This is a genomic window from Pseudomonas sp. CK-NBRI-02 (assembly GCF_008124495.1).
Taxonomy (GTDB): domain Bacteria; phylum Pseudomonadota; class Gammaproteobacteria; order Pseudomonadales; family Pseudomonadaceae; genus Aquipseudomonas; species Aquipseudomonas guariconensis.
The window spans coordinates 78,436-98,323 of sequence record NZ_VSJH01000008.1; the positions used below are offsets into that span (position 1 = coordinate 78,436).

18 protein-coding genes are annotated in these 19,888 nt (G+C 64.0%); 12 read left to right on the top strand and 6 right to left on the bottom strand.

The features are described 5' to 3' along the window. Window position 1: 1 nt before the first annotated feature. Genes bioC through bioB form a run of 4 tightly spaced genes read right to left on the bottom strand, consistent with a single transcriptional unit; the run spans window position 2 to window position 3,775 of the window. Window positions 2-826, bottom strand: coding sequence for a malonyl-ACP O-methyltransferase BioC (gene bioC, locus DQ397_RS08165; protein ID WP_043215851.1), 825 nt, complete (start codon window positions 824-826; stop codon window positions 2-4). Then, entirely contained in the window at window positions 819-1,550 is a 732-nt protein-coding gene (locus DQ397_RS08170) for an alpha/beta fold hydrolase (RefSeq protein WP_043215850.1), read from the bottom strand. Before DQ397_RS08170 ends, bioC begins: the two co-directional genes overlap by 8 nt. Then, on the bottom strand, window positions 1,543-2,715 hold the full coding sequence (gene bioF, locus DQ397_RS08175; protein ID WP_148921528.1) for an 8-amino-7-oxononanoate synthase: 1,173 nt from the start codon (window positions 2,713-2,715) through the stop codon (window positions 1,543-1,545). Before bioF ends, DQ397_RS08170 begins: the two co-directional genes overlap by 8 nt. A 1-nt stretch (window position 2,716) precedes the next feature. Further along, window positions 2,717-3,775, bottom strand: a complete 1,059-nt coding sequence (gene bioB, locus DQ397_RS08180) for a biotin synthase BioB (protein ID WP_043212657.1) — start codon at window positions 3,773-3,775, stop codon at window positions 2,717-2,719. A gap of 89 nt (window positions 3,776-3,864) precedes the next feature. Here bioB and DQ397_RS08185 point away from each other — a divergent pair, with 89 nt between their 5' ends. The 4 genes from DQ397_RS08185 to rarD all read left to right on the top strand — a co-directional run bounded on the left by DQ397_RS08185 (window position 3,865) and on the right by rarD (window position 7,461). Then, window positions 3,865-4,602 (top strand): ComF family protein, encoded by a 738-nt coding sequence (locus DQ397_RS08185; protein WP_043212655.1) that lies wholly within the window; start codon window positions 3,865-3,867, stop codon window positions 4,600-4,602. A 96-nt stretch (window positions 4,603-4,698) separates the two neighbouring features. Further along, complete coding sequence (locus DQ397_RS08190; RefSeq protein ID WP_043212653.1) at window positions 4,699-5,463, top strand: TOBE domain-containing protein; 765 nt, start codon at window positions 4,699-4,701, stop codon at window positions 5,461-5,463. Between the two features lie 72 nt (window positions 5,464-5,535). Continuing rightward, window positions 5,536-6,510: a serine/threonine protein kinase gene (locus tag DQ397_RS08195; RefSeq protein WP_043212651.1), complete on the top strand. Its 975-nt coding sequence runs from the start codon at window positions 5,536-5,538 to the stop codon at window positions 6,508-6,510. A 63-nt stretch (window positions 6,511-6,573) separates the two neighbouring features. Beyond that, window positions 6,574-7,461: an EamA family transporter RarD gene (rarD, locus tag DQ397_RS08200; protein WP_043212649.1), complete on the top strand. Its 888-nt coding sequence runs from the start codon at window positions 6,574-6,576 to the stop codon at window positions 7,459-7,461. A gap of 238 nt (window positions 7,462-7,699) precedes the next feature. On the opposite strand, the gene DQ397_RS08205 is transcribed toward rarD, so the two are convergent. Next, window positions 7,700-8,218, bottom strand: a complete 519-nt coding sequence (locus DQ397_RS08205; RefSeq protein WP_043212645.1) for a glycine cleavage system protein R — start codon at window positions 8,216-8,218, stop codon at window positions 7,700-7,702. Between the two features lie 460 nt (window positions 8,219-8,678). Here DQ397_RS08205 and DQ397_RS08210 point away from each other — a divergent pair, with 460 nt between their 5' ends. Further along, a complete protein-coding gene (locus DQ397_RS08210; RefSeq protein ID WP_043212643.1) occupies window positions 8,679-10,856 on the top strand; it encodes a malate synthase G in 2,178 nt (725 codons plus the stop codon). Between the two features lie 33 nt (window positions 10,857-10,889). On the opposite strand, the gene DQ397_RS08215 is transcribed toward DQ397_RS08210, so the two are convergent. After that, window positions 10,890-11,339, bottom strand: a complete 450-nt coding sequence (locus DQ397_RS08215) for a response regulator (protein WP_232095199.1) — start codon at window positions 11,337-11,339, stop codon at window positions 10,890-10,892. Between the two features lie 214 nt (window positions 11,340-11,553). Between DQ397_RS08215 and DQ397_RS08220 the strand changes: the two genes are divergently transcribed. The 7 genes from DQ397_RS08220 (at window position 11,554) to DQ397_RS08250 (ending at window position 19,837) form a co-directional block, all read left to right on the top strand. Continuing rightward, entirely contained in the window at window positions 11,554-13,491 is a 1,938-nt protein-coding gene (locus DQ397_RS08220; protein WP_043212641.1) for a DUF294 nucleotidyltransferase-like domain-containing protein, read from the top strand. Then, window positions 13,488-14,201, top strand: coding sequence for a PolC-type DNA polymerase III (locus tag DQ397_RS08225; RefSeq protein WP_043212639.1), 714 nt, complete (start codon window positions 13,488-13,490; stop codon window positions 14,199-14,201). Before DQ397_RS08220 ends, DQ397_RS08225 begins: the two co-directional genes overlap by 4 nt. Before the next feature lie 198 nt (window positions 14,202-14,399). Further along, window positions 14,400-14,918 carry an RNA polymerase sigma factor gene (locus DQ397_RS08230; protein ID WP_043212637.1) on the top strand — a complete coding sequence of 173 codons (519 nt, stop codon included), beginning with the start codon at window positions 14,400-14,402 and terminating at the stop codon, window positions 14,916-14,918. Beyond that, complete coding sequence (locus tag DQ397_RS08235; protein WP_043212635.1) at window positions 14,915-15,871, top strand: FecR domain-containing protein; 957 nt, start codon at window positions 14,915-14,917, stop codon at window positions 15,869-15,871. The genes DQ397_RS08230 and DQ397_RS08235 overlap by 4 nt, the downstream gene beginning before the upstream one ends. A 161-nt stretch (window positions 15,872-16,032) precedes the next feature. Then, window positions 16,033-18,465 carry a TonB-dependent siderophore receptor gene (locus tag DQ397_RS08240; protein ID WP_043212633.1) on the top strand — a complete coding sequence of 811 codons (2,433 nt, stop codon included), beginning with the start codon at window positions 16,033-16,035 and terminating at the stop codon, window positions 18,463-18,465. Between the two features lie 83 nt (window positions 18,466-18,548). After that, window positions 18,549-19,661 carry a PepSY domain-containing protein gene (locus DQ397_RS08245; RefSeq protein ID WP_043212631.1) on the top strand — a complete coding sequence of 371 codons (1,113 nt, stop codon included), beginning with the start codon at window positions 18,549-18,551 and terminating at the stop codon, window positions 19,659-19,661. After that, window positions 19,658-19,837, top strand: coding sequence for a hypothetical protein (locus DQ397_RS08250; protein WP_043212628.1), 180 nt, complete (start codon window positions 19,658-19,660; stop codon window positions 19,835-19,837). The genes DQ397_RS08245 and DQ397_RS08250 overlap by 4 nt, the downstream gene beginning before the upstream one ends. The last annotated feature ends 51 nt before the right edge of the window (window positions 19,838-19,888 follow it).

Consider the following 19,888-nt stretch of genomic DNA (forward strand, 5'->3'; position numbering starts at 1 on the left):
GTCACGCCTCGTCTGCCAAGGGTTTGCGCAGTACGCCATAGACCACCTGGTAGGTGGCCGGCAGGCCCTCGGGCTGGCGGAAGCGTTCATAGGCCTGCAACAGGCCCTGCATCCGCGCCCGCCCGGTCAGGCCCGAAGGCCGTCCAGGGTTGAGATTGTGCGCCCCCAGGGCCTTGAGCTCGTGGGTCAGGCTGCGCACGTCTGGGTAATGCAGGACATGCGGGCGACGCTCCAGGCCAAGCACCTGCAGGCCACTCTGGCCACACAGCCGCTGATAGTCCTCCAAGCGTCGGAAACGATTGACGTGGACCAGGCCGTCCACCGCCTGCCAACTGGCACGCAGCTCATCGAGGGTGCCGACGCACAGGCTGCTGAATGCCAGCACCCCGCCCGGCCGCAGCACACGGCGGGCTTCGCTCAGCACGCTGCCGAACTGGTCGCACCATTGCACCGCCAAGCTGGAGAACACCAGGTCGACACTGTCATCGCGCAACGGCAGCCGCTCGGCATCGCCCGCCACATGATGATGCGCCCCGCCCTGTTCACGGGCATGGCGCAACATGCCTTCGGCGATGTCCACTGCCACACCCGTCGCAGCGCTGAAGCGCTCGGCCAGGGCGCGGCTGAAATGCCCCGTGCCGCTGCCCAGGTCAAGCCAGCGCTCAGGCTGCAGGTCAGCAGGGAGCTGGCCGAGCAGCGCCAGGCCCACCGCCCGTTGCAGGGCCGCCACGCTGTCGTAGCTGGCTGCAGCGCGGGAGAACGAGACCGCCACCTGGCGCTTGTCCGGCAGAGTGCCGGGCAGGGTCGGACGGGAAAGGTCAGTCATCACCACTCTCATGCAGGAAACTCTTGATACCCGCCGCCAGCTCCTGTGGATACTCCAGCAGGAAGGCGTGGGAACTGTCTTCGACCAGGCCGACTTCCACATCCGGCAACAACTCGCTCAAGGCCTTGGCTGCCTCCGCCGGCACCAGCGCATCGCTGCCGGCAAACAGATGCAATTGCGGCCCGCCGTACTGCTCCAGGGCATTGCGGGTGTCCAGCTTGGCCAGCACTTCCAGCCCTGTGGCCAGGTAGAGCGGATCGGTGTCCGGCACGCCGACACCCAACTGGCGCAGTAGCGTGCGCGGCATTTGCGCGCCATCGCTGCACAAGCTGCGAAAACGCTTGAGGGTCACCTGCGTATGGCTGCGACAGCCGTCGAGGAACGTACCGAAGGTGTCCACTGCCATGCCATGGGGCCAATCAGCGCGCTGGACGAAGCTCGGGTTGCTGCCGAGCGTCACCAGACCACAGCAGTGATCGCCACGTGTGTGCGCCAGGGCACTGGCGAGCATGCCCCCGAACGACCAGCCGCCCAGCCAACTGTCGGTGGGCAGCTTGCGGTCCAGGTAATCGATCCAGGCATGGACATCGGCATCGGCGAGCTCCGGCAGCGGCATCAGCTCGACCTGCAGACGTGAATCCTGGGCCCTGAGACTGGCAGCCAGGGGTTCAAGTGCAGCAGTGCCCAGACCCCAGCCGGGCAAGAGGATCAGTCGGTTACGCATCGGCGGACTCCAGCAGTGGGTAACACTCGGCCAATGCATTCAACAATAGCTGGACCTGCGCCTCGCTGTGGGCCGCGCTCAGGGTCACGCGCAGGCGTGCACTGCCGGCGGGGACGGTCGGTGGGCGGATCGCAGTCACCAGCAAGCCCCGCTCGCGCAGCATCCGGGACAACTGCAGGGCGCGTGCGCTGTCGCCGATCAGGATCGGCTGGATCGCGGTCGGGCTGTCCATCAGCGCCAGCCCGATCTGCTCGGTACCCTCGCGGAACTGGCGGATCAATGCCGCCAGGTGCTCGCGGCGCCAGGTCTCGCGGCGCAGCAGCTCGAGGCTCTTGAGCGTGGCGCAGGCCAGCGCTGGCGGCTGGCTGGTGGTGTAGATATAGGGACGGGCGAACTGCACCAACGCCTCGATCAACTCCTCGCTGCCGGCCACGAAAGCACCAGCGGTGCCGCACGCCTTGCCCAGGGTACCAATCAACACCGGAACATCCTCAACGCCCAGGCCGAAATGCTCGACGATGCCGCCACCCTGGGCACCGAGCGTGCCCAGTCCATGGGCGTCATCGACCATCAGCCAGGCGTCATGAGTGCGGGCGGCCTTGGCCAGCGCAGGCAGGTCGGCCAGGTCGCCGTCCATGCTAAACACGCCATCGGTGACCACAAGCGTATTGCCGGTCGCCTTCTCCAGGCGGTTGGCCAGGCTCACGGGGTCGTTGTGCAGGTAACGGCTGAAACGCGCACCGCTGAGCAGGCCGCCATCGAGCAGCGAGGCATGATTGAGACGATCCTGCAGCACCGTGTCGCCTTGCCCCACCAAGGCGGTGATGGCGCCGAGGTTGGCCATGTAGCCGGTGGAAAACAGCAGCGCGCGTGGGCGTCCGGTCAGTTCGGCCAGGGCTTCTTCCACCTGGTGATGAGGCGTGCTGTGACCGACCACCAGATGCGAGGCACCTCCCCCCACTCCCCAGCGCTCGGCGCCTGCACGCCAGGCGGCGATCACTTCCGGGTGGTTGGCCAGCCCTAGGTAATCGTTGCTGCAAAAGGCCAAGAGCGGCTGGCCATCGACCACCACCTCCGGCCCTTGGGGGCTTTCGAGCAATGGCCGCTGCCGGTACAGATCCGCGGCGCGCCGTTCGGCCAGGCGCGCCGCCAGGTCGAACGCCATGTCAGGCCTGTGCTGCGTCGTAGAACAGCTCGTTGCTGCGTTGTTCGACCAGTGCCTGCTCGATGGCCGCCTGGTGCACCTCATCGGCGTGCTCTTCGCGCGCTTCGGGCTGGATACCGAGACGGGCGAACAGTTGCATGTCCTTGTCAGCTTGCGGGTTGGCGGTGGTCAACAGCTTCTCGCCATAGAAGATCGAGTTGGCGCCAGCCATGAAGGCCAGGGCCTGCATCTGTTCGTTCATCTGCTCGCGGCCAGCGGAGAGACGCACGTGGGACTTGGGCATGAGGATGCGCGCTACCGCGAGCATGCGGATGAAATCGAACGGGTCGACGTCTTCCTCTTCGGCCAGCGGTGTCCCAGCGACCTTGACCAGCATATTGATCGGTACCGACTCCGGATGCTCCGGCAGGTTGGCCAGCTGGATCAGCAGGCCGGCGCGGTCATCGAGCGACTCGCCCATGCCAAGGATGCCACCGGAGCAGATCTTCATCCCCGCATCGCGCACATAGGCCAAGGTCTGCAGACGCTCGGCATAGGTGCGGGTGGTAATGATGCTGCCGTAGAACTCCGGCGAGGTATCCAGGTTGTGGTTGTAGTAGTCCAGGCCGGCGTCGGCCAGGGCTTTGGTCTGCTCTTGATCGAGCTTGCCGAGGGTCATGCAGGTTTCCAGCCCCATGGCCTTGACGCCTTTGACCATCTCCAGGACGTAGGGCATGTCCTTGGCCGACGGGTGCTTCCAGGCAGCGCCCATGCAGAAGCGGGTGGAGCCGATGGCCTTGGCCCGAGCGGCTTCTTCCAACACCTTCTGCACTTCCATCAGCTTCTGTTTTTCCAGGCCGGTGTTGTAGTGGCCGGACTGCGGACAATATTTGCAATCTTCCGGGCAGGCGCCGGTCTTGATCGACAGCAGCGTGGAAACCTGCACGCGGTTTGGGTCGAAGTGCGCGCGATGCACGGTCTGCGCCTGGAACAGCAGGTCGTTGAACGGCTGCTGGAACAGGGCCTTGACCTCGGCCAGGGACCAGTCGTGACGTGTTGTTGCAGTTGTGCTGGCGCTCATCGGTGTTTCCTTGTTTAGGCTCTTGCTGGCGCCGGGACAGGAAAGCCCGCCAGCGCATCACGGATAGCTCGCATACTCATGGAAGGCCCATGCACTGTCAACCACTCGCAAAACACTTGGTTTACAAGTGTATAAATATTAGCCAGCACTGTTTGCTCTGTGACGAGCCCGCCGACCAGGCCTATCCCCTGTGCACCGAATGCGAGCACGCACTGCCCTGGCTGGACGATCACTGCATCCGATGCGCCCTACCCCTGCCGATGGCCGGTTTGACCTGCGGCCATTGCAGCCGCTATAGGCCGGCCTTCGACCACGTCGTGGCGCCCTGGTACTTCGGATTTCCCATCGACACGCTGGTGAGCCGTTTCAAGCATCACAGCCAGTGGCCGCTTGGCCGATTGATGGCCCGTTTGCTGGGCCAGGCGCTGTCGCATCGCTTCGCCGAGGGGCTGGCAAAACCTGACCAGTTGTTACCCGTACCCCTGGCTGCTCGTCGACTGCGCCGACGAGGGTTCAACCAGGCTGCCTTGCTGGCACGGTGGCTATCCGCGCAAGTGAACATCCCGTGCAACGAGCAATTGCTGCGCCGGCCCCGCGACACCCCTGCCCAACAGACCCTCGGCGCCAAGGCCCGGCAGCGCAACCTGCGCCAGGCGTTCGGGCTCGCACCCGATGCCCGGCTCGATGGCCTTCACCTGGCCATCATCGATGACGTATTGACCACTGGCGCCACCGCCCAGGCCATCGCCACACTGCTGCGCAAAGCCGGTGCCCGGCGGGTCGACGTGTATTGCCTGGCGCGCACGCCCAAACCAGGGCAGGTGTGAGTGGTGCTGGCACCATCGCAGGGAGGGCACCTTGTCTTGACTTGCCAACAGGCCACCGGCACCGTCACAGCATCTTCACCGAGACCGACCTCCGTCATGTCACTACCTGCCCTGCTCACCCAGCACATCGCCCGTCGTCCTCAGCGCATCGCCTTGCTGCAACATGTTGCCGAACAAGGTTCGATCACCCGCGCTGCCAAGGCGGCCGGCATCAGCTACAAAGCTGCCTGGGACGCCATCGATGAGCTCAACAACCTGGCCACCCAACCCTTGGTGGAGCGCAGCACGGGCGGACGTGGGGGTGGCGGTGCGCGTCTGTCGGCCGAAGGCGAGCGGGTGTTGCGCCTGTATCAACGTTTGCAAACCCTGCAGGCCCAGTTGCTGGACGCCGCCGAAGAAAGCAGTGACCTCGATCTGCTCGGCCGCCTGATGCTGCGCACCAGTGCCCGCAACCAGCTGCAAGGACGCATCAGCGGGTTGCGCCGCGAAGGGCGGCACGACCGGGTCAGCCTCGATCTTGGCGGCGGGTTACAGATCGAGGCGCTGATCACCCGAGGCAGCACCGAGCGCCTGGAGCTGACGCTCGATACCACCGTGGTCGCGCTGCTCAAGGCCGGCTGGGTGCAGTTGCTCCTCGAGGGCGATCACGTCGAAGCGGGCAGCAATTGCCTTATGGCCACCGTCGAACAGGTACTGACCGATGAAGACGGGCCCAGCGAAGTGCGGCTGGTGCTGGGTAACGGGCAGACCCTGTGCGCCTTTGCCGATGAGCACTGGCTTACACAGCATGAGCTGGATGCCGGTAGCCAAGTGCGTGTGCAGTTTCATCCCTCTTATGTATTGCTGGGGGTTCCGGTGTAACAGGGCCAGGGCAGCCTCTGGTCAACCTGCGCTACCATGGCACCTTATCCTGCCGCCGTGCCCGGAGCCTTCATGTCCCACCCCTTCGACACCCTCACCCCCGACCTGGTCCTGGACGCCGTGGAAAGCCTGGGCTTTCTCAGCGATGCCCGGGTGCTGGCCCTCAACAGCTACGAGAACCGGGTCTACCAAGTGGGCATCGAAGGCGCGCAACCGCTGATCGCTAAGTTCTACCGCCCCGGACGCTGGACGGACGATGCGATCCTCGAGGAACACCGCTTCAGCGCCGAGCTGGCCGAATGCGACGTACCGGTGGTGGCTCCCCTGCTGCACGAAGGCCGCAGCCTGTTCGAACACCAGGGCTTTCGTTTCACGCTGTTTCCTCGCCGTGGCGGCCACGCACCGGAGCCGGGCAACCTCGATCAGCTCTACCGCCTGGGCCAACTGCTCGGACGCCTGCACGCGGTCGGCGCTGCCCGCCCCTTCGAGCACCGCGAAACGCTGGCGGTGGATAACTTCGGTCATGCCTCGCTGAACACCTTGCTCGAAGGTAACTTCGTACCCAAAGAACTGCGACCGGCTTTCGAATCCGTTGCCCGGGACCTGCTGCAACGGGTCGAACGCCTCTACGCCCGCACCCCGCATGAAATGATTCGCCTGCACGGCGACTGCCACCCAGGCAACCTGATGTTCCGCAATGAGGCCTTCCATATCGTCGACCTCGATGACTGCCGCATGGGGCCTGCGGTCCAGGACCTGTGGATGATGCTCGCCGGCAGCCGCGAGGAGCGCATGGGCCAGTTGGCGGAGCTGATCGACGGCTACAACGAATTCCACGACTTCGACCCGCGCCAACTGGCCTTGATCGAACCGCTGCGTGCCCTGCGCCAGCTGCACTACAGCGCCTGGCTGGCCCGGCGCTGGGACGACCCGGCATTCCCGCCGAGCTTCCCCTGGTTCGGCCAGCCGCGTTACTGGGGCGATCAGATCCTCGCCCTGCGCGAACAGATCGCAGCGCTGGATGAAGAACCGCTGAAATTGTTTTAGAAGCGACAGGTGGTCTGTCTACAATAGGCGTGCAGTATTTAGTTACCTAAGCAAGGACTCTCCATGCACGCCGCCAACCCGCGCCGCGGGTACATCCTGGGCCTGAGCGCCTACATCATCTGGGGCCTGTTCCCCCTGTACTTCAAAGCCATCCAGAGCGTCCCGGCGGTGGAAATCATCGTCCACCGCGTACTCTGGTCGGCGCTGTTCGGCTCGCTCCTGCTGCTGGTCTGGAAGCACCCGGGCTGGTGGCGCGAACTGCGTGAAAACCCGCGCCGCCTGGGCATCCTGGCCCTGAGCGGGGCGTTGATCGCCGGCAACTGGCTGACCTATGTGTGGTCGGTGAACAACGGACGCATGCTCGAAGCCAGCCTGGGTTACTACATCAACCCCTTGGTGAACGTCCTGCTGGGCATGTTGTTGCTCGGCGAGCGCCTGCGTCGCCTGCAATGGCTGGCAGTGGGCCTGGCGGCGGTGGGTGTGGCCCAGCAGGTGTGGCAAGTCGGCAGCCTGCCGTGGGTGTCGCTGGTGCTGGCGTTGTCGTTCGGCTTCTATGGCCTGATCCGCAAACAGGCACCGGTCGCAGCCCTGCCTGGCCTGGTGGTGGAAACCTGGATGCTGGTCCCCCTGGCCGCCGGTTGGCTGCTCCTCAATCCAGAGGCGACCAGCGCCCATGCCAGCTTCTACATCAGCAGCGAAGCCCTCTGGCTGATGGCAGCCGGGCCGGTCACCCTGGTTCCGCTGGTGTGCTTCAACGCCGCCGCGCGTCACCTGCCCTACACCACCCTGGGCTTCCTGCAGTACCTGGCGCCGACTCTGGTTCTGCTGCAGGCGGTACTGCTGTTCGGTGAACACCTGTCGTCCAGCACCCTGCTGGCGTTCGTCTTCATCTGGGCAGGCCTGGCCCTTTACAGCGTGGATGCCTGGCTGAGCCTGCGCAAACGCGCCTGATCAAAAAACGAACAGCCCGCTGCAAGCCACGTACGACGTGGCCTGCAGCGATGTCTCCAAAGGTTATCCACACCCTCGTCCCCGCGCTTTGTGCACAACGCACTGAAATCTGGACATTTTTTGCTCAAAGTGCCGGAAGCCCTGACAGGCCTGGGCTACAGCGGTGCACCCCCAGGTTATCCACAGCGCCGCCCCCACGAATCTGGGATAACCCTTCCACGGGATTACCCGCCAGCATTCACTCTTCAGGCCGCAACTTCAGCTCGACCATCAGATCATCCGCCAGGCTCTCCAGCCGCCGTTGCAGGTCATCCAAGGATAACGTCAGCGGCAGCGCCAACAATGCATCGGCACAAAACAGCGGCTCGCTGCTCATCGGCGCCGGGCGCACCTCGGTCGTGAAGCGCTCCAGATTCACGCCCTGCTCGGCCAGCAACCGGGTGATATCGCGCACGATCCCGGGCCGGTCGTTGCCCACCAGCTCCATGGCGATCGGTTTCCAGGTGCAGGAAGGCTCGATACCGCTCTCGGCGATCAGCACGCGAATGTCGTGGCTGGAAAGCTTTTGCAGGGCCTCCACCAAGTCGTCATAGGACTCGGCCGGCACCGCCACACGCAAGATCCCGGCAAACTGCCCGGCCATCCGCGACATGCGACTCTCCAGCCAGTTACCGTTATGCTCGGCGATGCATTGAGCGATACGCTCGACCTGCCCGGCTTTATCGGGGGCGATCACTGTCAGTACGAGATGGTCCACGGGGCCGCTCCTGAGCTCTGCTGTTAGGTCTAGGACACCGCTGCACGCGGCGAAATACGGGGGCATCGCCTCAGTATAGGCAAGGCGCGGCAACCTGCCGCAGGGCGGTTCGCACGACGAATCGTGTACTGTTTCAAGATTTATCTGGAACAATCCACCTGTTTTTTGCGAACATATCCTCTCCCAGCGTGACCATACGCGACCGATTGGTCGCACAACGACGCTTTTAGTCTGATGTTCACCAGCCTACTGCCTCATGTAGTATGCCTCGGTGCGGACTACAAAACGTCGTTTGGATGTCTGCCAAGGCGCCTGTGAAAATACGCAACCCGCCCGCCAGCCCGTCTGGCGAGCCGCACCCAGCCGCGCTCAGACGAGGGCAAGTACTGGTGCCGTGTTTAGAGAAGCGCTACAGGCTTAATACAGAAGAGCGAAATAGCTGAGCAGAGTGAGGCAAGCAATGACTGGATACGTTCAAGTCGGTGGCCTTCAGGTCGCCAAGGTCCTGTACGACTTCGTCAACGACGAAGCCATTCCAGGGACCGGCATCGTCGCCGAGCAGTTCTGGGCCGGTGCGGAAAAGATCATCAATGACCTCGCTCCAAAGAACAAAGCCCTGCTCGCCAAGCGCGACGAACTGCAAGCCAAGATCGATGCCTGGCACCAGGCACGCAGAGGCCAGGCCCATGACGCCGTGGCCTACAAGAGCTTCCTCCAGGAAATCGGCTACCTGCTGCCACAAGCCGACGATTTCCAGGCCACCACCGAGAACGTGGACGAAGAAATCGCCCACATGGCCGGCCCACAGCTGGTCGTGCCGGTAATGAATGCCCGCTTCGCCCTCAACGCCGCCAACGCTCGTTGGGGTTCGTTGTACGACGCACTCTATGGCACCGACGCCATCAGCGACGAAGGCGGTGCCGAGAAAGGCCAAGGCTACAACCCGGTCCGCGGCAACAAGGTCATTGCCTTCGGTCGCGCCTTCCTCGACGAAGCCGCGCCCCTGGCGGCCGGCTCCCACGTCGACTCCACCGGCTATCGCATCGACGGTGGCAAGCTGATCGTCGCCCTCAAGGGCGGCAGCAACAGCGGCCTACGCGATGACGCTCAGCTGATCGGTTTCCGTGGTGATGCCAGCGCCCCGACCGCCATCTTGCTCAAGCACAACGGCCTGCACTTCGAAATCCAGTTCGATGCCAGCACCCCGGTCGGCAGCACCGACGCAGCCGGCGTGAAGGACATCCTGATGGAATCGGCTCTGACCACCATCATGGACTGCGAAGACTCCGTCGCCGCGGTCGATGCCGACGACAAGGTCGTGGTCTATCGCAACTGGCTGGGCCTGATGAAAGGCGACCTGTCCGAAAGCGTGACCAAAGGCGGCAAGACCTTCACCCGCACCATGAACCCTGACCGTGAGTACACCGCAGCCGCCGGTGGCACCGTCACCCTGCACGGTCGTTCGCTGCTGTTCGTGCGCAACGTCGGTCACTTGATGACCAACCCGGCGATCCTCGACGCCCAAGGCAACGAGATTCCCGAAGGTATCCAGGACGGTCTGTTCACCAACCTGATCGCCCTGCACAACCTCAAGGGCAATACCACCCGCAAGAACACCCGCACCGGCAGCGTCTACATCGTCAAGCCGAAGATGCACGGTCCGGAGGAAGTGGCCTTCGCCGCCGAGATCTTCAGCCGCGTCGAAGACCTGCTGGGCATGAAGCGCAACACCGTCAAAGTCGGCATCATGGACGAGGAGCGCCGTACCACGGTCAACCTCAAATCCTGCATCAAGGCTGCCGCCGAGCGCGTGGTATTCATCAACACCGGCTTCCTCGACCGTACCGGTGATGAAATCCACACCTCCATGGAAGCCGGTGCCGTGGTGCGCAAAGGCGCCATGAAGAACGAGAAGTGGATCGGCGCCTACGAAAACAACAACGTCGACATCGGCTTGGCCACCGGTTTGCAAGGTCGCGCCCAGATCGGCAAGGGCATGTGGGCCATGCCGGACCTGATGGCCGCCATGCTCGAGCAGAAGATCGCTCACCCACTGGCCGGCGCCAACACCGCCTGGGTACCATCGCCGACCGCCGCCACCCTGCACGCCCTGCACTACCATAAGGTCAACGTGCAGGAGCGTCAGCGCGAGCTGGCCAAGCGCACACCGGCTTCGGTGGACGACATCCTGACCATTCCGCTGGCGACCGACACCAACTGGTCGGAAGAAGAAATCCGCAACGAGCTGGACAACAATGCCCAGGGCATCCTGGGTTACGTGGTCCGCTGGATCGACCAGGGCGTAGGCTGCTCCAAGGTGCCGGACATCAACGATGTCGGTCTGATGGAAGACCGCGCCACCCTGCGTATCTCCGCCCAGCTGCTGGCCAACTGGCTGCGCCATGGCATCGTCAGCCAGGAGCAGATTCTGGAAAGCCTCAAGCGCATGGCGGCGGTGGTCGACAAGCAGAACGCCGGCGACGCCCTGTACCGCCCGATGGCACCGAACTTCGATGACAACATCGCGTTCCAGGCCGCTATCGAGCTGGTCATCGAAGGCGCCAAGCAGCCGAACGGCTACACCGAGCCAGTGCTGCACCGTCGTCGCCGCGAGTTCAAGGCACGCAACGGGCTGTAAAACCTTTTGGGGCCGCTCTGCGGCCCCAATGCTTCATTCGATTCCCAGTTCCTTTCTCACCAGCTCCAGCAACCTGTCCAGGTCCACTGGCTTGAGCAGGAAATCCACCACCCCAAGGTGCATCACGTCCACCGCCTCCTTCACATCGGTGTCGCCCGACACCACGATGATCGAAAGCGCCGCACACTGCGATTCACGCACCTGCCGAATCAGTTCCAGCCCGTCCTTGGGCTCCATGCGCAGGTCGGTGATCATCAGGCCGATGTTGGCCCTGCGCTTGAGCAGGCTCAGCGCCGCCTGGGCACCGTCAGCAGTGATGCAGTCGATTCCCTTGGACTTGAGGTAAAGACACAACGCTTCACGGTTCGCGACATCATCGTCCACGACCAGCACCCGTTGCGCCGGCGCAGCCGGAGCGGTCAGCGTGGCCAATGCCTCGCGCTCGTCGTCACTGAGGATGTCGTCATGCTCGGCCATGTTCATCTCGTCAAAAAAATCCCGTTCTAAGAGTTCAGACCGCAAAACAACGCTATGCAAGGCACCTTTCGTCGTCTATTTGACACCCAGGCGCCTGCCAGGCGGGGCGTGCCGTGCCTTATAGACTTACGTCCAATGGGCACCGCACGGCCAGCGGCCGACCATGGAGCCTTAGAACAACAGGGCCTGCGCCTAGTGCCCCCTAAATGCGGTCAGTTCCATGAGCAAGAAGGACGCCTACAGCCAGGCCGGCAGAACGGCAGTGCTGCAGAACATCCAGGGTACCCTGCAGTTCCTGCAGCGCTTCCCGCCGTTCAATCAGATGGAGCCCAGCCACCTGGCTTACCTGGTGGAGCAATGCCAGCTGCGCTTCTACGCCAGCGGCGAGAGCATCATCAAACCGGCCGACGGCCCGGTCGAACACTTCTACATCGTCAAGCAAGGCCGAGTGGTCGGCGAGCGCCAGCACGTCACCAAGCCGGGCATGGAAACCACCTTCGAAATCGCCAGCGGCGAGTGCTTCCCTCTGGCAGCGCTGCTGGGCGAGCGGGCCACGCGCACCGAGCACCTGGCCGGAGAGGACACCTTCTGCCTGCAACTGGACAAGAGCGCGTTCATCCGCGTGTTCTCGTTGTCCGAGCCATTTCGCGATTTCGCCTTGCGTGGCGTCAGCAGCCTGCTCGACCAGGTCAACCAGCAAGTACGCCAGCGCGCCGTGGAAACCCTGGGGACCCAGTATTCCCTCAATACGCCGCTAGGCGAGCTGGCCATGCGTCACCCGGTGGTGTGCACACCGGACACCCCTTTGCGCGAAGCCGTGGGGCTGATGCACGAACAGCAGGTCGGCAGCATCGTCATCGTCGATCCACAGCGCTTCCCCCTCGGCATCTTCACCCTGCGCGACCTGCGCCAGGTAGTGGCCGACGCCAGCGCCGAACTGACCGCGCCGATCGAGCGCTACATGACCGCCCAGCCGTTCTACCTCAGCCCCCAGGCCAGCGCCTTCGACGCCGCCATGGCCATGACCGAACGGCATATCGCCCACGTCTGCCTGGTGGATAACCAACGCTTGTGCGGCGTAGTGTCCGAGCGGGACCTGTTCTCCTTGCAACGGGTCGACCTGGTGCACCTGGCCCGCACCATTCGCCACGCCCCACGCCTGGAGAACCTGGTATCGCTGCGCGGCGAGATCGGCCAACTGGTCGAACGCATGCTTGCCCACGGCGCCTCTTCGACGCAGATCACCCAGATCATTACCCTGCTCAACGACCATACCGTGTGCCGGGTAATCGAGCTGGCCCTGGCCGAGCGCGGCGATCCGGGCGTGCCGTTCAGCTGGCTGTGCTTTGGCAGCGAAGGCCGCCGCGAGCAGACCCTGCACACCGACCAGGACAACGGCATTCTCTTCGAAGCCAATGACGCCGCCGAGGCCGAGGCGATTCGCGCCCGACTGCTGCCACTTGCCCAGTACATCAATCAGTGCCTGGCCCAGTGCGGCTTCACCCTGTGCAAAGGCAATGTCATGGCCGGCAATCCCGAGTTGTGCCTGTCGCGCAGCGAATGGGCGCGCCGCTTCGCCGGTTTCATCCGTGAGGCCAGCCCCGAAAACCTGCTGGGTTCGAGCATCTATTTCGACCTGCGGGTGGTCTGGGGCGACGAACAGGGCTGCGAACAACTGCGCCGCGGTATTCTCGAGCAGGTCGCTGACAACCGTATCTTCCAGCGCATGATGGCCGACAACGCCCTGCGCCAACGCCCGCCGGTAGGCCGCCTGCGCGAGTTCGTGCTGACCCGTCAGGGCAACGACAAGGCCGCGACCCTCGACCTCAAGGTCCAGGGACTGACCCCCTTCGTCGATGGCGCACGCCTGCTGGCGCTGGCCAATGGCATCAAGGCCTGCAATACCCTGGAACGTCTGCGCCACCTGGTAGCCCGGGGCATCATCGAGCCACTGGATGGCGCCGCCTACGAGGAGGCCTACCACTTCATCCAGCAGACCCGCATGCAGCAGCACCAGCGCCAAAGCCGTGACAACCTGCCCTACTCCAACCGGCTCGACCCGGACAGCCTTAACCACTTGGACCGACGCATCCTGCGTGAGTCCCTGCGCCAGGCTCAGCGCCTGCAAAGCAGCCTGGCCCTGCGGTATCAGTTATGAGCTTGTTCGCCTGGCTGCGACCGACCCAGCCGTCGCTGGACGCCGACTTGTGCCAGCGCATTGCGCGTCTACCCAAGACCGCGCCGACACTGGGCGTGCTGTCGTTGCGCGAGCAGCGCTGGGTGGTGCTGGACCTGGAGACCAGCGGGCTGAACGTCAACCGTGACCAGGTGCTGTCGATCGGCGCGGTCGCCATCGAGGATGGCGCCATCGATTTCCGCCAACAGTTCGAGCGCACCCTGCACCGCCCGGCGCAGAAGACCAACCCCAGCGTCCTGATTCATGGCCTGGGCCCCAGCGCCCTGGCCGCTGGCTGCGACCCGGCCACTGCACTGCTCGACTTGCTGGAATTCATTGGCGACAGTCCCGTGCTGGCGTTTCACGCCCCCTTCGACCAGCGCATGCTGGCTCGCGCCCTGAAGGACAGCCTCGGCTATCGTCTGCAGCATCACTTCTTCGATGTGGCCGACATGGCCCCGATGCTCAACCCCGATACCGTGCTGCGCGAAGCCAGCCTGGACGATTGGATCGCCCGCTTCGGCCTGCAGGCAGAAGAACGCCATCACGCCAGCGCCGATGCCCTGGTCACAGCCGAACTGGCCCTCATCCTGCTCAGCCAGGCCCGCCGCCAGCAGCTCGACAGCCCCCTGCAGCTGAACCTGCGTCTGCAGCAGTGGCGCCGGCGCAAGACCCAGCAATACAGCTTGTAGCCCCTACATCGCTCGCGTCTGCTCGTGCGCGGATGGACCCGCTCCCTTGACTCGCAGGCCCCAGGGGAGCCTGACCTCCTGTGTGGAGGCAAACCCGCCTTCACAATCCGATCAGCGTCAATTGCACCGGGCACCTCCGCTCTGCCACAATCGCGAATAATTATCGTTAGTTAACGCATTCTTTTCGGGGGACGCTTCTTGTCGTCTGCGCAGAGCCCACATGCCCAGCTGGTCGGTACGCTGTACCGCGACCATCGCACCTGGCTGCTGGCCTGGCTGCAACGCAGCACAGCCTGCCGCCAGCGCGCCGAAGACCTGAGCCAGGACACCTTCGTGCGCCTGCTCGGTCGGGAGCAGCTCGACGTTCCGCGCGAGCCCCGTGCCTTTCTGGTCGCCGTGGCCAAGGGCCTGCTGTTCGACCACTTCCGCCGTGCGGCTCTGGAGCAGGCCTACCTGACCGAGCTGGCCAGCCGGCCCGAGGCCGAGCAGCCTTCCCCAGAAATCCAGCACCTGATCCTCGAAGACCTCAAGGCCATCGACCGGCTCCTGGGCAAGCTGTCGAGCAAGGCGCGGGCGGCCTTCCTGCACAATCGCCTCGATGGCATGGGCCATGCCGAAATCGCCGAGCGCTTGGGCGTGTCGGTCTCACGGGTGCGCCAGTACATCGCCCAAGGCATGCGCCAGTGCTACGTGGCGCTCTATGGAGAGCCGACGTGAACACCAAGCCCGTATCGGCCAAAGTGCTGGACGCCGCCATTGCCTGGAAATTGAGCCTCGATGGCGGCGACGGCACCGCAGATGAACGCATCGAGTTCATGCGCTGGCATGCCGCCAGTGAGGAACATGCCCGTGCCTGGCAGCAACTGGGCATGCTCGATCAGCGCGTCAGTGCCGCGGCAGGCCCGGCACGCAAAGCCCTGGTGCAATCGCGAGCAAGTTTGCGCCAGCGGCTGGGCAGGTTCGGTGGCGGCCTGGCTGGTTTGCTGCTGGTAGGCGCACTGCTGATCGGTGTTGGTGCACCTTCGTTGTCGCCGGGCTACTGGCTGGCCGACCAGCGCACCGGCACCGGCGAGCTGCGCACCCTGCGCCTCGAAGACGGCACCGTGCTGAGCCTCAATACCAGCACTGCGGTAGACATCGACTTTACCGGCACGCAGCGGGTCATCGTCCTGCACCAAGGCGAGATTTCCGTCGAAACCGGCCATAGGGATGCCCGTCCGTTGCTGGTGCGTACCGATGATGGCCGCCTGCGACCGCTGGGAACGCGATTTCTGGTCAAGCGCGAAGGCGACGGCACCCGCCTGGAGGTGCTCAAGTCCCAGGTAGCGGCCAGGCCACTGAACAGCAGCGATGAGCAGGTCCTGCGCGAAGGCCAGCAGGTACTGATGACCGCCGACGGTCTTGGCCAGGTCGACCCCGTCGCGGTCGGTGCCGATGCCTGGACCCGCGGCATGCTGGTCGTGGACAACGTACGCCTGGCCGATCTGGTCGCCACGCTCGCCCACTACCGCAACGGCCACCTGGGGGTTGCCGCCGAAGTGGCCGATCTGCGTGTGAGCGGCAGCTTCCCGCTGACCGACACCGACCTGGCCCTGGCATCGCTCACCCCGGCGTTACCGGTGAAGATCGAGCTGCATACGCCGTGGTGGGTGACCGTCACCGCCAAATAGACTCACGACACTCAGTCTCCCTGCGTGGGAACTGGCCAAGCCTGCGAGGGGCTGCGAAACAGCCCCAGTCCCCTTGCACATTTTTTCCATCACCCTCTGTCACTTTTCACATCTCGCTCGGCAAGGAAGCAATCAGCACTTATTCGTCGAGGAGCCGCTGCATGTCCCGTGCCGTAGATTCTTTCCTGCGCCCTAGCCTGATGGCCCTGGCCGTTGCTCTGGCCATCCCGCTGGGCAGCCCTGCCGTGCAGGCCGCCGAACAGACGGCTCTGCGTACCTACGATCTGCCCAGCGCACCGCTGGCCAGCACCCTGAACCAGATCGCCAGCCAGGCCGGTATCGCTCTGGCGTTGGATCCGGCGCTGGTCGATGGCCGCACCTCGGCCCGGGTCAGCGGCCAGTACGACGCCTTGGGCGCCCTGCATGCAGCGCTGCGCGGCACAGGCTTGCAACTGCAGCAAAGCAGCGTCGGCAGCTACAGCCTGGTGGCCACCCCCGACGGCACCCTGGCACTTCCGGAAACCGCCATCCATGCCAGCGGCGACTTGGAAACGGCCTGGGGCCCGGTAGAAGGCTATACCGCCACCCGCACCGCCGCAGGCACCAAGACCGATACGGCACTTGTCGAAGTCCCCCGTTCCATCTCCGTCGCGACCCGTCAGCAGATGAATGACCGGAGCGTGCACAGCCTCGACGATGCCGTGCGCTACATGCCAGGGATCGTTTCGGCGAGTTTCGGCAGTGATACACGGTACGACTGGATGCTCGTGCGCGGCTTCGAGCCGACCCAGTTCCTCGACGGACTGCCACTGCCTCGTGGCGTCTACGCCAACCCCAAAGCCGAGACCTGGAACCTGGACCGTCTGGCGCTGCTACGCGGCCCGTCCTCTTCGATCTACGGGCAGACTCCACCCGGCGGCCTCTTGGACATGGTCAGCCGCCGCCCGCAGGCCGAAAGCGCCCATGAAATCGAACTGCAGTACGGCAGCGATAACCACCGACAGATCAACTTCGCCAGCACCGGCAAGATCGATGACCAGGGTCAGTTCCTGTACAGCCTGAGCGGGGTGCTGCGCGACGGCGGCACCCAGATCGACCACATCGACGACAAGCGCTACAACATTGCCCCTAGCCTGACCTGGAACATCGACGAAGACACTTCGCTGACGTTTCTGTCTCAGTTCACCCGCGACGATACCGGCGTCACGAGCCAGTTCCGCCCGATCCAAGGCACCAAGATCGACATGCCGTTCGGCAAGATCTCGCATCACAAGAACCTAGGCGACCCAAACTACGAGTTCTACGACCGCACCTATTACGCCTTGGGCTATGCCTTCGAGCACCGCTTCAACGATGTCTGGCAGTTCCGACAGAACCTGCGCTACACCAAGTCGGACCTGGCTTTCCAAACGATTACGGTCAGCAGCTACAACCCCACCAACCCGCCGGTGGACAACCAAGGCAACACCAGCCGCATGTCCACCAATGTCGATGAGGACATCAGCCAGTTCGCCGTCGACAACAACTTCCAGGGCAACTTCGACACCGGCGACATCAGCCATACCCTGTTGATCGGCCTGGATCACCAGCGCACCAACACCAACTACCTGGCGATCTACGGCTTCAACGTGCCCGACACCAACGTCAACAACCCGGTGTATGGGCTGCCGATCACCCGCCCGCCCCGCGCCGACGCCTATTACGACTACAACCAGAAAACCCGCCAGACGGGCCTGTATGTCCAGGACCAGATGGCCCTGGACAACTGGCGCCTGACCATTGGCGGGCGTGAGGACTGGGTGCACACCGGCACTAAGTACTTCAACGACAATGACGCGACCACTACCCAGCGCGACAAGAAATTCAGTGGCAACGCCGCCATCAGCTACGTGTTCGACTCAGGCTTTGTTCCCTACCTGTCCTACGCCGAATCCTTCCAGCCGACCAGTGATCCAAGCCCTAAAGCCACGGAGTCGTTCAAGCCGACCGAAGGCCAGCAGTGGGAACTTGGCATAAAGTACCAACCTCCTGGTTCCAACACCCTGCTCTCCGCCGCGATCTATGACCTGACCCAGAAGAACGTCTCGGTCACCGACACTGTCGCAAACGTGACCGTCACCAGCCAGACCGGCGAAGTGAAAGTCCGTGGTCTGGAGCTCGAGGCCGTCTCCGACGTCAACGAGAACCTGAAGGTGATCGCCGCCTATACCCTGGCCAAATCCGAAGTGCAGGACGGCCTCTACAAAGGCAATCGCCTGCAGCGGATGCCGAACCAGCAAGCCTCGCTGTGGGCCGACTACACCTGGCACACCGGCGTGCTCGATGGCTTCGGTATCGGTGCCGGTGCGCGCTACACCGGCAATACCTATGGCGACCAGGCCAACACCTACCTGGGCAAGGCCGACGCCTACACCGTGTTCGATGCCGCCGTGCACTACGACCTGGGACGTCTCGACAACAGCCTGAAGGGCGCATCGGTGGCCATCAACGCCACCAACCTGTTGGACAAGGACTACATCTCCACCTGCGATGCGTACTACTGCTATTTCGGAGACCAACGCAGCGTCGTCGCCAGTGCCACCTACAAATGGTGATGGCCTGACGTCATTCGCTCATCGATCAAGCCGTCCCCGGAAGACGGCTTTTGGTCTTTCCGGACGCAGAGAAACAACATGAAATGAAAAGCTCAACCATCCGCCGCTGGTCCTTCATCCACACCTGGACCAGCCTGGTCTGCACCCTGTTCCTGATGCTGCTGGCCCTCACCGGCCTGCCACTGATCTTCCACCACGAACTCGAGCACCTGCTCGGCGATGCCCCCGAACTGCGCCAGATGCCCGAGGGCACGCCGCACCTGGACCTGCAGCACCTGGTGCTCAAGGCCCAGGCCCATCGTCCTGGCGAGGTGGTGCAGTACTTCGGCTACGACGAGGACGAACCTGACGGCGTGGTTGCCATCACGGCTGCCACCGCTGGCACCGAACCCGATGCCTCGCACACCTTCATGCTCGACGCCCGCACGGGTGAAGCGGTGGCGATGCCTGCGGCCAACGGCGGGCTGATGATGACCCTGCTACGCCTGCATGTAGACATGTTCGCCGGCCTGCCCGGCAAGCTGCTGCTGGCGTTCATGGGGGTGTTGTTCGTGGTGGCGATCATCTCCGGCACCGTGCTCTACGCCCCCTTCATGCGCCGCCTGGGGTTCGCCACGGTGCGCCATGATCGCTCGCACCGCCTTCGCTGGCTCGACCTGCACAACCTGATCGGCATCGTCACCCTGACCTGGGCCTTGGTGGTCGGCGTCACCGGGGTGATCAGCGCCCTCTCCGATGTGGTCATCGCCGCCTGGCGCAACGACAGCCTGGCAGCGATGGTCGCCCCTTACCGGGACGCACCACCGCTCACCGAGCGCGCACCGGCCAGCCGTCTGCTGGACATCGCTGCCGAGGCGACGCCTGGCATGCGGGCGGACTTCATCGCCTTCCCCGGCACGCGCTTTTCCAGTGAGCACCACTACGCGGTGTTCATGAAAGGCGCCACCCACCTGACCTCCCACACGTGGACCCCGGTGCTGATCGACGCTCGCACACTATCAGTCACTGCCATCGGTGATCGGCCTTGGTACATGGATGCCATGGGGCTGTCGCAGCCACTGCATTTCGGCGACTACGGCGGGCGTCCCATGCAGATCCTCTGGGCGGTGCTCGACGTGCTGACAATTGTCGTGCTGGGCAGCGGCCTTTACCTGTGGTGGGCCAAGCAGCGCAAGGGTCGGGAGGTGACGGCATGAGCCACAGGTCGCAATCGACCCGGCGAATCTTCGCCTGGCCGGCGCTCATCGCCGTTCTGGGCGCGGCAGGGCTGTTTGCCGCGTTATTGGGAGATGGCGGGTGGGACGTGTTGTCCTGGGTGGGATTGGGCGTGCCCGCGGTGCTGGGGCTGCGAGGGCTGATCGGCCGCGCCTGAATACCGTGGAATTGGGCACCGTCGTCCCCCGACAGGGCCTGAGTCGCCACC